This window comes from Paenibacillus hexagrammi (genome assembly GCF_021513275.1).
GTDB lineage: Bacteria > Bacillota > Bacilli > Paenibacillales > NBRC-103111 > Paenibacillus_E > Paenibacillus_E hexagrammi.
Genome location: NZ_CP090978.1, coordinates 4,877,788 through 4,893,016, shown reverse-complemented (window position 1 = coordinate 4,893,016; position 15,229 = coordinate 4,877,788). Strand labels below are relative to the sequence as shown.

Below are 15,229 nucleotides of genomic sequence, written 5' to 3'. Positions count from 1 at the left end.
CGAGCGGGATTGGTCGTCGAGGTGGATCGAGATAGCATCAAGCTCGCAGTTTACAGTGCATTTTAATGATGGTAAGATTTATTTATCGCATCTCTTCATCGCAGCAGGCCTTTATGTTCGATCCGAACAGGTTATCCATGGTTACGAATGGAAAGACTTGTACCAGGAGGGATGATCCGTATGCCTAAGCGAGAAGAAACAGAAGGAGGTCGTCATAAGATGACTACACCTGTTAAGCCAATTCGCCCTACTCATCTGGAATTTGAGACAGAATCGGAAATGCAGAATTTCATTAATTATGCGACCAGTAAGAAGAAAACAACTGATCCAGGGCTAGATCGGTTGCGTCAATTGATGAAAACACATAAACGGGCACCGGAAAGGAAGTAATTCCTGAAGTATGCTTACGTATAGAAACATTTCATGGGAATGCCAAAATCTTATTGAAGGATTCGACTGTTCTGATGAAATTAGCGTTGAATTATTTCTCAAAGAGCAAGCCTTCATGCTGCATCATTTAAGATCAGCGGTTACCCGGCTATATTTTGATGAAAATCAAAACCTAGTCGGGTATTTCGCTTTATATAACGACCACGTCCATGTATTTGCAAATCAGATGACAAAATATGGTTGGAATCTTCCCGAGGGACTAGACTTATTTCCGGCTGTAAAGCTGCATTATCTAGGTGTAGATCGGAAGTATAGAAATAGAGGATACGGTGAATATTTGCTTGGTGAGGTAGTTGAACTCGTTGAAGATATAGCTAAGACCAGCGGCTGCAACTTTCTTACCATAGAGGCACTGCCTAATGCCGTTGAGTTTTATGCGAAGTATGGTTTTCAAATCAGATCACGGCAATCGGGCAAAGGGGAATTTTACCACATGGTGCTAAAACTCGATGAGTTAGAAGAATAGTTTCAATAAATGAAATAATCCTCGCTCCCGTATGACCGGGAACGGGGATTATTTCATTTATTGAAGGACTCGCGTTCTTTGTTGTAAACTGTAGAACCTGAGGGCGTACCCTTTAAGGTTTGAACACGAGATATATCATAAGGAGGCTGCCGTTTAAAGCTCTACCATAGCTTTTATAACTTTCGATTCCGGCCGCAGCCAATCGTCAAAAGCTTCCATCATGGTTTCAAAGGATGATCGGTGCGTAATGTAGGATTCTACATCGATACTTCCTTTGCGAACGGCTTCAAGAACGTGAAGGAAGTCCTCCTTCGTAGCGTTACGGCTGCCCATTAGTGTCATTTCCCGTTTATGAAATTCAGGGTTGTGAAAGGAAATATCCGCTTTAGCCAGCCCGACATAGACCAGTGAGCCGCCGTTTGCAACATAGTTGAAGGACTGCTCCATCGATCTTGCATTTCCCGTTGCATCGAACACAATAATGGGATAATCACCCTCTGTGATTTCACTTACCCGCTCCTTGGGCTGTTTCGTTGCATCTACCGTATGGTTTACCTGGGCCCACTCTCGGCAAAAGGCCAGCCTTTCCTCGTTGATGTCCATGGCAATTACACGAGCCCCTGCAAGCTTGGCGAATACCATGACACCTAGTCCAATAGGACCGGCACCGATGACCAAGACCGTATCATTCGGCTGTATTGGAGAGCGGCGAACCGCATGAGCCCCGATAGCCAAAGGCTCTAGCACGGCTGATTGGTCCAACGTTAAGCCATCTGTTTGGAGCAGGTGTGTAACCGGCAGCGCAATCCGCTCACGCATGCCGCCGTCGATATGGACGCCGAGCACCTGCATCGAGGTGCAGCAGTTTGTTTTGCCGCTGCGGCAAGCGATGCAGACGCCGCAGTGCATATAAGGGATCACACACACTTGATCCCCTGCCCGAAGCTCCGCTGGATCTGACGGGGCATACTCGACGACGCCGGCGAGCTCATGCCCGAGTATACGCGGATAAGTAAAGTAAGGCTGATTGCCTTTGTAGGCGTGCAGATCCGTGCCGCAGATGCCGATGCGCCGAATTCGAACGATCGCTTCACCGGGTCCGCAAGCAGGCTCAGGCAGATCGTCAACGAGCTTGAAGTGATCGGTTTGTTCACAAATAATTCCTCTCATGTAGGAACTTCAACTCCTTATCGTCATTTACGGCCGAACGTTATACTCCGGAAGTCCGCTTGCCCAGCTTTTTCCTTGGATCGGCTTTAAGATTTCGAGAACCTCCCTGAGCAGCTGTTCATCCATGGGCTCCTCGCTCCACTGGATATTGTTTCGGATGTTCTCTGGACTAGCTGTACTGACGAGTGTGGTTGGGATGCGTTCGTTTGCTGTGGCAAATTGTACCGCCAGCTTCGTCATGTCGGCCCCTCTGCTTGCGCAATAGTCGGCTGCCTGCCTACACACAGTTTTTATTTCTTGGGTCGCTGGATGCCACTCCGCAACCGGCCTTGTTCCCAGCAGTCCCATTGATAGCGGGGAAGCATTAACTACGCCAATGTTGCGGCTTTCCAGCAGAGGAAGCAGCTCCACAAGTGTCGTATCGTTTAAAGAATAATGGCAGTAAGAGAGGACGACATCCAGCTCGGTGTAGGACAATGCTTTTTCAAAAAGTGACAAGGGCAGTCCCGATACTCCGTAATATCGAATTTTTCCGTCTTTCTTCAGTTGTTCTAGAGCCTGGAAGGCCCCCTCAGCTGCAGCTTCAAACGGCACGAATTCCAAATCATGCAAAAACATGATGTCCAGATAATCCGTTTGCAGACGTCGCAAGCTCTCTTCCGCACTTTCGAGGATACGCTGCTTGGAAAAATCAAAATGGTCCGCTCCGTAACGTCCCGCTTTGGTAGAGAGGATAAAACGGTCCCGTGGAAGCTGCGCAATTGCTTTGCCGAGTACAGTTTCCGCCTTCGTCAAGCCGTAATAGGGAGATACGTCAATCAAATTGATGCCATGGTCAACGGCTTCATGTACCGTTCGAATGCTCTCAGCATCATCCGTTTCCCGGAAAACAGAACCAAGGGATGAGGCTCCGAAGCTAAGCGCCGATACTTCTAGACCCGTCTTGCCAAGCTTACGGTATTTCATAATCGTTCTCCTTCCTTTAGCTTTCTGCTTACATCATTCAGCTTGTAAAATGTTCTGGCATTCTCTCCAAACAGCAGTGTCCGTTCCTGCTCGCTCCAGCTATCAGGGATTGCCTGCTGCAATACGCTCATCGTCTGATCGTAGCTTGCCGCAAGCAGACATACCGGCCAGTCGCTGCCAAACATGACGCGCTGCGGACCGAATAATTCAAGAATCTGGCGGATATAGAAGGTGAAATCAGCCTGTTTCCAATGTCTGTGGTCTGCTTCCGTTACCATGCCCGAGAGCTTGCAATAGAGCTTCGGATGAGCGGCAATCTCCCTCATGTAGCTGAGCCAAGGCGCAGTAGCGCCTTCAGCAATCCTTGGCTTTGCTAGATGATCAATGACACCTCGCAGGTGGGGCACACGCTCTAGCAGTCTAACCAGTGGGGGCAGCTGGTGAGAGACGACAAGCAGATCGATGGGAACGTCTTCGGCTGCGTAAGCGCTTAAAGCTTCTAGGAAGCTCGGCTCCAGAATACTTGAGGCATCCGGCATTTCCTGTATCATGATACGAAATCCCACGAATTTCGGGTGCCGGCTGAACCGCTCGTAATGACTTCGATGCTCAGGATCATGGAGATCCAGCCATCCTACGACACCCAGAATCGAATCATCTGTATCAGCCAAAGAAAGCAAATAATCGGTTTCCGCCAATGTCGGAGCGGCTTGTACCGCGATGCTTCCATCCAATTGATGCTGCTTTAGATGGGGGAGCAAATCCTGGGGACTGAAATCCCGGTAAAGGACGGGCAAATCCGGCGTTATCCATCCGTAGTCGCCTCGTTCGATTCGCCAATAATGCTGATGCGCATCAATCCGCATAACCCACACACTCCTTATGGTCCAATTATGATCATTGTACAATGATGGAATTGACTAGAAAATAGTTTATATTTGCGAAAATATACCCTAAATTGATATTATATAAGAAAAAAACGATACGATGGAGGAAATCCGTATGGATGCTGTTCGGAAGGCGTTGTTCGATGATCCGATGTTTCCGTTTCAGCTTGTTTTTCAAGATACGAAAAGTCCCCAGCGGGAACTGCCCGAACACTTACATGAATTGTACGAAATGGTTTACATCTATAAGGGAAAGGGCACCTTCTTTATTAACCGGAATTTCTATGAAATGAACGCCGGTGATGTGTTTCTCATTCCTGGGGACACAATTCATAGGGCCTTCCCCGATCCTGATGACCCGGTCACATCTACGGCGGTGTTTTTTTCTCGGGTATTGGTGCCTATCGATTCAAGCAGTGATTCCTATTCAAGCTTATACTGCTACGAGCTCGCCCGAAAGAGGAAACGCTACAAATTTGAAGCCTCGGATTCGCTGCGAATGCAGCTGGAGTCGGCATTACTTATGATGCATCAGGAAACGTGCGAGAAACAACTAGGCTACAAGCAGGCCGTCCGTCTGCATTTGCAGCAGCTGCTGCTTCGATTCAATCGTGCGGCTGTTTCCGAGATTCAGGCAGACACGGCCGATATTCAGGTGGGACCGGGATGGATGAAGGATATTTTGCAATACATGGATGAGCATCATGCCGAGCGGGGGATGGGCTTGTCCGCTTTAGCGGAGCGAGTTTCCGTAACGGCGGCGCACTTCTCCCGGGTATTCAAGCAGTTGACCGGTATGAACGTGACCGATTATGTCAACGCCAAACGAATTGTCCGCGCCAAAGAGCTTCTGCTCACTACGGAAGCTAGTATAGATGTCATTGCAGATCGGTGCGGCTTTGATAGCTTGCCTTATTTTCATCGGGTCTTTAAAGCGGCTACCGGACTAACTCCGGGAATTTTCCGACGGCAGAGATAGTCTTGCTTGCAGTTCAATTGTCTTCTTTTCGTGTAAATATGTTATTTTATGGGTATTATACCTATGGAAAACACGAATCGGCTTTAAACTGAATGAGGAGGTATGTTCAAATGGATGCCAAAAAATAGAGGATGAGCTTGCTCATAAGCTTTCCGAAGGGGATATAGAGAAGCCCGATACCAGTGAGGAAGCGCGCAGGAAGCTGCCCATGAAGACGGAAATCCGTATTCAGGCGGAGGTTGACCCGGTACTTGAAGAGACCAAACGATTCCGGGAGCTGGCGGATGAGGTGGATACACGTTATGAAAAGTACGACCGTCTGCTGGAGAATAAGCAAGAACAATAGCAAGTGTACTGTTCGCACTGATACGCAGCAAAGGCTGAACCACTGTCATTTTGATGGAGGGCGGCCTTTTTATTTGTTGAGAGAGTATCAACGGAGATGATTATACAGGCACGGAACAAATGCGATATACTAGCAGTGTACGTTTGTACGTAAAGGGGTGGGGAACATGGAGACTTTCAATCGGCATATGTCAAAAATAGAGGATGCTCTCCACAGACCGCTGCGCGACCTGCGAATATCGATCACGGATCGGTGCAATTTTCGCTGCCGGTATTGTATGCCGGAAGAGGTGTTTGGACCGGATTATTTATTTTTGCCGAAGGATCGTATGCTGACGCTTCCTGAGATGGAGCGTTTGACACGAATCTTTGTATCGCTGGGCGTAGAGAAGATTCGAATAACCGGAGGAGAGCCTCTGCTGCGAAAAGATATCGGTGAGATTATTTCGTTAATCCGCCATATAGAAGGCGTGAAGGATATAGCTGTTACGACGAATGGTTCGCTGCTGAAGCAAAGGGCCAAAGAACTGAAGGAAGCAGGCTTGAAACGCATCACTGTTAGTCTGGATAGCCTCAATGAAGAGCGGTTTGGCGCCATGAACGGGAGGGAATTTCCCGTGAAGGGTATACTGGAAGGGATTGATGCCGCGGCATCGGAAGGCCTTAAGGTGAAGGTGAATATGGTGGTGCAAAAGGGTGTGAACGACCAAGACATTGTTCCGATGGCCGCCTATTTCAAGGAAAAGGGGCATATTCTTAGGTTTATAGAATTCATGGATGTTGGCAACAGCAATGGCTGGAATCTGCAGCATGTCGTGCCGAGCAAGCAAATCATAGAAATCATCCACCAAGTCATGCCGCTTGTACCGGCCGAGTCGAATTATTACGGGGAAGTAGCATCCCGCTATTATTATCAAGGTTCAACCGACGAGATTGGACTAATTTCTTCCGTGACGCAGGCGTTCTGCGGAACCTGTACGCGGGCAAGGCTTTCAGCCGAAGGGCACTTGTATACCTGCTTGTTCACATCAGCGAAAACCGATCTGCTGGGCGCGCTGCGCTCGGGCTCAAGCGACGAAGAGCTGAAGGAGCTGATCACCGAAGTATGGTCACAAAGGCAGGACCGATATTCGGAGCTGCGGTCTGAGCTGACGGAGGCTATGCCTAAGGTAGAGATGTCGCACATTGGCGGGTAGTGGAAGCCGAATGCAGCCAGAGTGTTGATCAAGGTAAATGAAGGCCTTAGTAATTTTCGGAGAAGTGTAGAGCAGGTGCCTTTGACAGTTTTGATAGTACTTTGAAGGCTTTATTTCTATCGAATATCAGTGCTCGGAGAAAAACAACTGAAGCTCATCATGAACGCTTCTTTATCAACAAAAAAGGCCCGTCTGGAAAGTGATGAACTTTTCGCAGACAGCCTTTTTGTCATACCTTTTGAATCTTACTGGGATTGTTGATTTTATAAGGAACCGGGTGCTTGGTCAGCTTCTTGGCAACCACCTTAGCTTCGAACGTTATGGTATCCCCGATGTTAAGCTCCAGCTTCTTCATCGTAGCGCTATTGCTGGACCAGGCCGCTCCGATTTCAAGCGCGGGGTCAAGAATGGCTGCTGCCTCATAGATAATCACTTCATCGTCATTATCGGAGAAATTGTTCGGAACGGTGGTAAACTCTTGTACCGTTGCGGTCATTTTTACTTTATCTTCAGGAAGCTCGAGCTTGGGCGCCTTGCCTTTTTTGGCTTTTGGCGGTGCTGCCTCTGCGCGCTCGGGCTGTATCTCTGTTATCGTCTCTGCGACTGCAGCAACAGCCTGCGCTTGATCCTGCTCTTGTCCGAGTGCAGTTTGCTCTGCCTGGATAACACTGGATTCTTCTTGGAGCAACGATTCAGACTCAGTCGCAGCTTTAGCGGAGGTGGAATTTGCTGCCGACTTCTCCCCGGCAGGTTCTTCGGTGGAAGCCGCTGCCTTCTGGCCATAGCTCGCTGCTTGCATTTCTTTCAGGTATGAAGGGTGAATGCAGTGGAGCCGCTTGTCTTCAAATTCAATGACGGCTGTTATTTTATCCACGTATCCTACGATTTGACAGGTTAGATTGGAACCGCTGCCTTTATAGAAAAAAGCCTTGGATTTGGTGGCTTTGTCGGATAGCAGCCCCCACTCCTTGCATTGCTCCAGGAGCTCGCTTTCCTGATCGAAGGGAGTATATGCAGCGGGCTCAATAAAAAACGAAAGTGCCATGGTTTGTCCGCCTTTCTGGTTTACACTGATTCTATGTAAGTAGTTTATCATACAAGCCGGTATGGAGAAACTTGGCTGTCTATTACTCCGGCTGCCGCCCGGGCGGAAGAATCGGCTCCCGAGCATAGCCGCTTAACCAATATTTGAATAATAGCAGAATTCGTAGCTTCAGTTTACATGAAATGGATGTATGTATGAAGTCAAACTTGTCGTAAGTAAGGGGAGATCTTAACTTGCGGCGGTTTTATAAGTTTTTCTGGGAAATTATTGAAGCAGTAATTATAGTTAGTAGTAGAGTGGAGCTATACATACAAAGGAGGATGAACCGAAATGTACTTTGATTTACAAGGGGAAGACGGCATGACGCCGGTTGTTGGAATGCTATATTCCGCAGTAAGAGAGAATAGCCGACGCATGCAATCCATCACCGATGGTATGTCACAAGTAGAAGTTGACTACAGGGGGCTTCATGACAAGTTTAATAGTACAGCTCAGTTAATCAAACATATTACTTATGTTGATCTGAACTGGGTTTATAGGATAATGAGGCAGCCTCTTCCTGCATCGCTGATCGAACAATACGGTCCCATGATCGATGCCAATAATAAACTGCCCATGGTCAAGGGAGTACCCTTGAGCACACTGAACTCGAACTATGAAGTTGTGCTTGATAGGTTAAGAGAGGCATGTAAACAAGTAACGGATGCGGATCTGGAGAGAGTTGTCACATTTGGACATGAGAACGAGAAGAAAGCCACGCTGCGTTGGGGCTTGTGGCACATGGCTGACCACAGCCGTTATCATCAGGCGCAAGTGAATCAGCTCAGAAGATGGTATCGAGAGAAACTAAAATTAAATGTATAAATGAAGGTTTAAGATAAATGTTGAAAAAAGTTGAAGATTTCTTTATACTATTTGTAGAAATCGAAACTACAAAGAGTAGGATGTCATGATAGATGAAAAAGATAACACTGCAAACGATAGCTGAACATTTGAATGTTTCCAAAGCTCTAGTATCCAAAGCTCTCTCTAACGATCCTGCGGTCAATGATGTCACCAAAGAACAGATCTGGAAGACGGCGGAGGAGCTGGGCTACCGCATTAAGTCTTCCAAGAAAGCATTTCCCGCATCTCGTACGGGCAATCTGGCTGTCCTTATGCCGCGCGGCTACATGAATGATATTGAATATTGGGGCAAGGTACTCGGAGGAATCGATGCCGAATTGTCCAAACACGGATTCAGCATGCTGCTTTCGGGCATCGATACGTCCATACCGCCGAAGGAAGGGATGCCAGCCAGCATTCATGAGAATAAAGCGGACGGTGTGATCGTGCTGGGACATATCCCGCAGGATTACATTGATGATTTGAAAGCAAGAAGCTTCCCTTTCGTGCTGGTGGATACGAATATTCAAGACCCCACCATCGACCATGTGCTGGCCAATAACTTTATTGGCGCTTATCAGGCTACGAATCACCTGATTCAAGCCGGTCATAAGAACTTAGCTTTTGTTGGCGACGTGGAATCGGCCTGGAGCTTTGCGGAGAGGCTTCGAGGCTTTGAGCAAGCCGTTCGTACTTGGAATGAAAAGGCTCCGTATCCTGTGACGACAGTGAGAATTGAGGGAACCGGGGTTAGCGGACGAGGTAATTACACCTCCGCTGAATTCTCCCAAACCTTGGTCGGTCATGTCCGTAACAACCCTCCGGTAACGGGACTCTTCTGCGCCAACGATATGATTGCTATTGAGACGCAATCCATTCTTGCCCAGATGGGAGTTGGCTGTCCATCCGAAGTATCGATCATCGGCTTTGATGATCTCGCACTAAGTGAATTGACCCAGCCGAAGTTGACAACGGTCAAGGTACCCAAGACGGAAATGGGCAAAACAGCCGTTGAGCTCATACTGCGAAGAATCGGGGATCCCGAAGGATGGCCGGAGCTGGTCTTGCTATCTACGTTTTTGGTGGAACGCGCTTCGGTTCAGAAGCTGTAGACAAGCTCAGTACTTTTCGAAGACCCAGATATATCAACAAAAAAATGGCAGCCGAATTAAAAAAACGGCTGCCATTTCTTTGTAATAGAAACATTTGCCAGAAATTGGACGTCTACATATTCGTTGATCGATTTCATGTAGAAGGGATGAGAGCTGTGTGAGCAAGAAATGGTTTACTGCGTTTATGGTGGTTTCTGTTTGTATAGGCGGCTGCTTGACGACGGCTGCGCCAAGCTATGCGGCAGAATCGGAAGTAAGTGTCACCCTGCCTGACTTTAGCGTGAAGCTAAACGGCAATGAGGTGGAGAATCAGAACCGGGAATATCCGCTGCTCGTGTACAAAGATATTACTTACGTGCCCATGACATGGTATGATTGCAGGCTGCTGGGCCTGGAGACGAAGTGGGATTCGACTAGCGGTCTCTCGATCGCGAAAGGCAACGTTGCCTCTTCTTATGTGTCGTACCAGTCAGACAAAAAGAACAAGAATCGCTTCAAGGCGCAGATTCATTCCTCACAGATCACGATCAACGGCAAGTCCGTTGATAATGCGAAGGAAGAATATCCATTACTGAGCTACAACAATGTGGCGTACTTCCCTCTAACCTGGAGATTCGCTCATGATGAATTCGGATGGGAGTATCAGTGGAGCGAATCGGAAGGACTTTCCATTCAGTCGGATAATCCGCAGATTACTTCGGTGCCGCTGCCGGCTTCTGTTGGGGATATGGGTGTTGCAAGGTATAAGGATTACTACTATTTCGCTGAAACAGAAGACGGCATGAATAACATCTATCGATCGCCGGCTAGTGATCCGACAAAGAAGGAGCTGGTTTATTCATACGCATACAGCGATTCTTACAGCTCGAATAAGCGTGTCTCATTTTTGATCAAGGATAACGAGCTTTGGTTTTCGTATCACGAAGGCGGAGCCATCATGGGGCATGATGTGTATGGGAAAATCTCGGATGACGGCAAGGGTACGGTGGAGCACCAAGGTTATCTGGATTTTGCAAGTGCTCCGAAAGGCACTCTCGTGGTCAATCAAAGCGTTCCGCCGTCAGGAGATAATCTCCGTTTGGCTGCTGCGGGGCAAGATCGTTGGAATGGTACTTCTATGGGTGACCCGAAGCTGATTTACGGCTGGCACATAGGGGACGGCTATACTCCAGACCGTTCTACTACCGTTATCGGCACCGATGCCTACGTGATGGGCTCGGCTGACCCCAACGATCCGAGTTCTCTGAATCACATTTATCGAATCAACCTGCAGACCAATAAGACGACAGAACTGACTTCCTTTGGCGTTAAAACTTTTACTATCATAAAAGATCAATTGATGTATGTAAAAGATAGCGATCATCTCTTATACACGGCCAACCTGGACGGGACCGGCGAGCAGCAGCTGTCCGATCATCCAGTATCCGATTGGTATGATGTGATAGACGGTCACATCTACTATATGTCGGGCTATGTCTTTGAGCCTCGTCAGTTGTACCAGGCGGATCTATCCCAAGAAGATGCCCCAGTCCTGCTGGATCAAGTGATTCGAACTGCAGAAGTGAATGGTAAGCTGGTCTGCCAAATTGCGGAAGGCGGCCAATACGGAATGAAGGTCCTTGACGCCGCGGGAGATCTCCGTCTTTCTATTACGGACGGAGTTGCACAATTTTTTACGGATGGGGATTCGATCGTCTACGAGTCGTCCTCCGATCACTCCGTGAAGTGGCTGAAGCCTTAGCGAAAGTCTGCCAAAGCAATGAATTCTGATCGAGTAGGTGAAGCACTGTGAAGCGTACAAAAATAAAACTGCTGCTTGCCGGCATCATGGCAATGGCTCTAATAGGGGCCGGTATGGTTCCAACTGGACGGCGGAGGTCAGGACGTCGAAGAATAATCATTCAGTAAGCTAACAAGCTAAAGCTTGAATAACGGGCAGGATGAAATGTCACATCGGGCATTCATCCTGTCTTTTTGCGTATGCATATCCGCATGCTTATTGGTACATCCTACTTACACCAAGTATGGAAAGTATAGGCGATGAGCAGGTGAAGCGTCATGGTCACACAAATTAATGAGCAGCAAGAACAAACAGCTAGCCGGGAAACATTTGAATGGATCGTGAACAGCCTGGGTGAATCTCCGGATATCGTACACAACTGCTTTTCCAAAAATAAACAGGAATTTGACATGGTGTATATTTCCAGTTTAACGGAAGAGCAGCGCATTTCTGATACGCTGCTTGTTCCTTTTTATCAATCGGATTCATTTGAAAGCTTTATTGAATATGTAGAATCGCTTCCTAATGTCACCTTACATAGAACTTGCGTGAGTACACTTGAAAAAATGCTTCGCGGCCATGCAGCCTTGTACCTTGGAGACAAGGTGTATCTTGTGGATTTGAAGCTGGTCAAAAATAATAAAGTCCGCGACGCTGCAGTTGAAAATGTCGTTCAAGGCCCCAAAGACGGTCTTAGTGAGGATATTGCGGTCAATTTGAATTTGATTCGCTGCCGATATCCGCGAACAACGCTAATGATTGAGCACAGAGAGGTCGGAACCGTTTCGAGGACGCCGCTTGCCCTTATTTATGATGAAGAGTGTACCGACCCCAAGGTGGTGGAAGAGGTCAAGAAGTCGTTAGATCGGATCGATGCGGACATCGTACAAGCCGTCAATCAACTTAGTATGCTGATGACATCGAAGAAAAGAACGATATTCCCTACGATGCTCTCTACGGAGAGGCCCGACCGGGTTGCGTTTAATCTAAACCATGGCAAAGTAGTTCTACTTCTGCAGGAGCCCCTTTGCACTAATTGTTCCCTCCGTATTTTTTGATTTTATGGCGAGTATGGAGGACTTTTACCAAAATTACTGGATTAGCCGGTTTGTTGTGATTTTACGCATGCTTGGACTTTTTGTAAGCACAACGCTTGCATCCTGGTACGTAGGTTTAGTCAGTTATAATCCGGAGGTGCTCCGGGTCCAGCTTTCCTTGTCGATCGCGGGCAGCCGGGCCAGCGTTCCGTATCCTTCTTACGTGGAAGTATTCTTTATGTTGATCATGACGGAAATGTTGATTGAAGCGAGTATTAGACTTCCCAAAAGTATCGGGAGCACGGCGACAACAGTTGGCGGTTTGATCCTTGGACAAGCGGCTACGCAAGCAGGCCTGGTTAGTAATATCATGATTATTTTGATTGCAGCCGTGGCAATTTCCAATTTTGTCATTCCCATTAACATGATGTCCTTCGGCATGCGTGTTGCAAAATATGTACTGCTTCTTTTCACAACCATGTTCGGATTAATGGGCTTAATTGCGGCTTTTATCGGTTTAGTGGCTTATTTGGCAAGTATGGAAAGCTATGGACAGCCTTACTTGAAGCTGTACTTCGAAAGCTCACGTATGGCGGCAAAGAAATCGGATTCCTAGGGGGCTGCTGCCATTGCTTCGATATTATTATTATTTGATTCTAGTCAATATGCTGGTGAGTGTATTGATCTTCGTCCCCAGAATCATGCTGGAGCATAAATATAGCGGAGCGATTATGTCCATCGGTTTAGGGGGATACTCGGTGGGGTATTTTTATACGCAAACAGCTATGCGCTGGCGAAGTTTCCGGGACAGACCTTCCCCGAAATATTAAGAAACTCTTCGTTGCCGGACTTTTTGGGTAAAGGAGTTTTGCTATTGTCCGGAATCATGTGGTATTTGGCCGGTTTGATTACACTCTTGGCGTTTGCCGACATCACTAGAAGCTTTATCAATCCCGAAACGAACAATTTTCAAGTTCTTGGCGTGTTTTTTGTGGTGGTGCTTGCCATCTCGACCATGAAGTCCGACAAGGTACTGTACACCGTGGAGATTTTGCTAGTATTTAGCGTTCCTTTTATCCTGTTTCTGTTGGGAAAATCCTTTTTTAATAAATACTTAAGCTATGATTCGATTCTCATTGTTGCTTCACATGTCACCGAACCTGTTGGTTGGACAACGATAAGCGCGGCTACGTATACCTACACGGGTTACATCAATATGCTGATTTTCAATAAATACATCACCAAGAAGCCTAAATTGCTATGGGTTGTGGCTTTGCTGGGGGTGGGGAATTTATGTACTTCGTTCTTTATCCCGATCGGCTTTTTGGGAGCGGACGGGTCTACAGATTTTCCATTCCCTTGGGTGGCAACGGCGGACAGTATGCGTATGGAGCTAGCTTTCGTAGAGCGGGTGCTATATGTGTTCTTGCTGCTTTATGCCATTTTGGCGTATACCAGTATGTTTATTCATTGGCATGTAGGGATTGAAATGTTTAAAGGCGCTTTTTACCGGCCGAATCCGAGCAAGCTGCGAAACCGTATCATTGCAGGGGCATAGCACTTGGGTTTGTGACGGGCGTATTCCTATTTAGCAAAATGTTGTGGAATGATGAGAAGCTGTATCAATTCAGTAAAAGCTGGTTAAATGTCAGACTAGGTGTGGAAATAATTCTGCTTCTGCTTTTACTCTACCTGGCTAGGAGGAAATCACGTGCGTCGTCCGGCTCCTAGAAGCATGCTGTTTCTTTTCATGCTCATCTTACTCCTTACAGCATCCGGCTGCGGGTTTAAGGACATCGACAAGCGTTTTTTTGTAGTTACCATAGGCGTGGACAAGCCTGAAGATTCATCAAAAAAATATGCCGTATATGTGAAGCTGGCCATTCCCTCTCCGCAGGAACGATTTGGTTCTAATCAGGCATTAATTGTTAAGGAAGAGGCTAACTCCATCACGGAAGCGGTAAGAATTATCAAGTCCAAGGTAGATAAGGAACTGGAATTTGGACATTGCAAGACCATCATTTTGGGAGAGGCCATGATTCATAGCGATATCACAGACATGATGGACTGGTTTGTACGTAGAAGGGATATTCAAAAAAGAGGCCTGGGTTGCGGTAGGCAGACCTAATGCTGTATCGGTGATGGAGGTGCATCCCAAATCGGAACGATTGCCTTCTAATCTGCTTTTCATGTTTTTTGGCCAATCGGGAACGGAGACAGCCTATGTAACATCCGTCTATTCCTTTGATTTTAGAAGAAGAATGACTGAACGTGGTATTGACCCTATTATTCCTATCGTAGAACCTCGGCCCAACGGCCAGCTAACCATCAATAAGCTCTCAATATTTAATAAACAACAGCAGGTCATAGATCTCAGCTCAGAGGAAACCAAAATATTTAACGTATTCTATGAGGGATCGGCAAGGTGGATATTAGGGTCGGCATGGAGAATGATGAAAGCTATATGCTTTCCGCCGATGATGTGAACGGGAGCTTTCGTGTATTGGACGGCAAATCTGAGATACCTTTAATTAAAGTAAATGTAAAAGTTACGGGATTGGTTGAAGAATCAACAATACCGCTGCAGGTGGAGAGGATAGATGCTTACCAGCAGATGGCGGAAAAAGAAATTGAGGATCGGGTGCTGGCGCTTGTTAAAAAGTTTCAAAAAAATAAAGTGGACCCCATGGGCTTCGGAAGAAGATACCGCGCCATGCATCCCGGCAAAGATAATCATTGGGAGGAGTGGTTGCAGGCATACCCGAAGGCGGAGTTTGAGGTGAAAGCGAAAGTAAGGCTGAGAGGAACGGGAACGATCCGATAGGCCTAAATGGTGATTGGTTACATTCAAGTATAGAAGAAAAAGGTCGGATGGAGAAAATAAGTATCCATATGACCTTTTTTTGTTTTG

The 15,229-nt window shown here is 47.1% G+C and carries 18 protein-coding genes; 14 read left to right on the top strand and 4 right to left on the bottom strand.

All coding sequences use genetic code 11. The annotated features are described in order from the left end of the window. Positions 1-180 precede the first annotated feature (180 nt). Together L0M14_RS22140 and L0M14_RS22135 are read left to right on the top strand one after the other, a co-directional pair. The gene (locus tag L0M14_RS22140) at positions 181-390 is read left to right on the top strand and encodes a hypothetical protein (RefSeq protein WP_235118722.1); all 210 of its coding nucleotides are present in this window, start codon (positions 181-183) and stop codon (positions 388-390) included. A gap of 10 nt (positions 391-400) precedes the next feature. Further along, on the top strand, positions 401-916 hold the full coding sequence (locus L0M14_RS22135; RefSeq protein WP_235118721.1) for a GNAT family N-acetyltransferase: 516 nt from the start codon (positions 401-403) through the stop codon (positions 914-916). A gap of 153 nt (positions 917-1,069) precedes the next feature. Here the strand turns inward: L0M14_RS22135 and L0M14_RS22130 are convergent, their stop codons facing one another. The 3 genes from L0M14_RS22130 to L0M14_RS22120 are packed head-to-tail and all read right to left on the bottom strand — an operon-like array spanning position 1,070 to position 3,918. Next, positions 1,070-2,086 (bottom strand): zinc-binding alcohol dehydrogenase family protein, encoded by a 1,017-nt coding sequence (locus L0M14_RS22130; RefSeq protein ID WP_235118720.1) that lies wholly within the window; start codon positions 2,084-2,086, stop codon positions 1,070-1,072. Between the two features lie 27 nt (positions 2,087-2,113). Continuing rightward, complete coding sequence (locus tag L0M14_RS22125) at positions 2,114-3,052, bottom strand: aldo/keto reductase (RefSeq protein WP_235118719.1); 939 nt, start codon at positions 3,050-3,052, stop codon at positions 2,114-2,116. Then, positions 3,049-3,918, bottom strand: coding sequence for an amidohydrolase family protein (locus L0M14_RS22120; protein ID WP_235118718.1), 870 nt, complete (start codon positions 3,916-3,918; stop codon positions 3,049-3,051). Before L0M14_RS22120 ends, L0M14_RS22125 begins: the two co-directional genes overlap by 4 nt. A gap of 136 nt (positions 3,919-4,054) precedes the next feature. On the opposite strand from L0M14_RS22120, the gene L0M14_RS22115 reads away from it, so the two are divergent. From L0M14_RS22115 to moaA, 3 genes are all read left to right on the top strand, one after another. Continuing rightward, positions 4,055-4,918 carry an AraC family transcriptional regulator gene (locus L0M14_RS22115; protein WP_235118717.1) on the top strand — a complete coding sequence of 288 codons (864 nt, stop codon included), beginning with the start codon at positions 4,055-4,057 and terminating at the stop codon, positions 4,916-4,918. Positions 4,919-5,126: 208 nt separating this feature from the next. Then, positions 5,127-5,264 (top strand): hypothetical protein, encoded by a 138-nt coding sequence (locus tag L0M14_RS22110; protein ID WP_235118716.1) that lies wholly within the window; start codon positions 5,127-5,129, stop codon positions 5,262-5,264. A 166-nt stretch (positions 5,265-5,430) separates the two neighbouring features. After that, positions 5,431-6,459, top strand: a complete 1,029-nt coding sequence (moaA, locus tag L0M14_RS22105) for a GTP 3',8-cyclase MoaA (RefSeq protein ID WP_405030800.1) — start codon at positions 5,431-5,433, stop codon at positions 6,457-6,459. 229 nt (positions 6,460-6,688) lie between these two features. On the opposite strand, the gene L0M14_RS22100 is transcribed toward moaA, so the two are convergent. Continuing rightward, positions 6,689-7,504, bottom strand: a complete 816-nt coding sequence (locus L0M14_RS22100; protein ID WP_235118715.1) for a hypothetical protein — start codon at positions 7,502-7,504, stop codon at positions 6,689-6,691. 330 nt (positions 7,505-7,834) lie between these two features. Between L0M14_RS22100 and L0M14_RS22095 the strand changes: the two genes are divergently transcribed. The 9 genes from L0M14_RS22095 to L0M14_RS22060 all read left to right on the top strand — a co-directional run bounded on the left by L0M14_RS22095 (position 7,835) and on the right by L0M14_RS22060 (position 15,142). Beyond that, a complete protein-coding gene (locus L0M14_RS22095) occupies positions 7,835-8,368 on the top strand; it encodes a DinB family protein (protein WP_235118714.1) in 534 nt (177 codons plus the stop codon). A gap of 92 nt (positions 8,369-8,460) precedes the next feature. Beyond that, positions 8,461-9,501 (top strand): LacI family DNA-binding transcriptional regulator, encoded by a 1,041-nt coding sequence (locus L0M14_RS22090; RefSeq protein ID WP_235118713.1) that lies wholly within the window; start codon positions 8,461-8,463, stop codon positions 9,499-9,501. 157 nt (positions 9,502-9,658) lie between these two features. Then, a complete protein-coding gene (locus tag L0M14_RS22085; RefSeq protein WP_235118712.1) occupies positions 9,659-11,242 on the top strand; it encodes a DUF5050 domain-containing protein in 1,584 nt (527 codons plus the stop codon). A 317-nt stretch (positions 11,243-11,559) separates the two neighbouring features. Next, a complete protein-coding gene (locus L0M14_RS31205) occupies positions 11,560-12,339 on the top strand; it encodes a spore germination protein (protein WP_260115381.1) in 780 nt (259 codons plus the stop codon). Positions 12,340-12,343: 4 nt separating this feature from the next. Continuing rightward, a complete protein-coding gene (locus L0M14_RS31200) occupies positions 12,344-12,934 on the top strand; it encodes a spore germination protein (protein ID WP_311198761.1) in 591 nt (196 codons plus the stop codon). Positions 12,935-12,947: 13 nt separating this feature from the next. Beyond that, positions 12,948-13,148: a hypothetical protein gene (locus tag L0M14_RS22075; protein ID WP_235118711.1), complete on the top strand. Its 201-nt coding sequence runs from the start codon at positions 12,948-12,950 to the stop codon at positions 13,146-13,148. 44 nt (positions 13,149-13,192) lie between these two features. After that, positions 13,193-13,876: a hypothetical protein gene (locus L0M14_RS22070; RefSeq protein WP_235118710.1), complete on the top strand. Its 684-nt coding sequence runs from the start codon at positions 13,193-13,195 to the stop codon at positions 13,874-13,876. Positions 13,877-14,029: 153 nt separating this feature from the next. Further along, positions 14,030-14,446 carry a Ger(x)C family spore germination protein gene (locus tag L0M14_RS22065; protein WP_235118709.1) on the top strand — a complete coding sequence of 139 codons (417 nt, stop codon included), beginning with the start codon at positions 14,030-14,032 and terminating at the stop codon, positions 14,444-14,446. Between the two features lie 315 nt (positions 14,447-14,761). Further along, a complete protein-coding gene (locus tag L0M14_RS22060) occupies positions 14,762-15,142 on the top strand; it encodes a Ger(x)C family spore germination C-terminal domain-containing protein (RefSeq protein WP_235118708.1) in 381 nt (126 codons plus the stop codon). Positions 15,143-15,229: the final 87 nt, after the last annotated feature.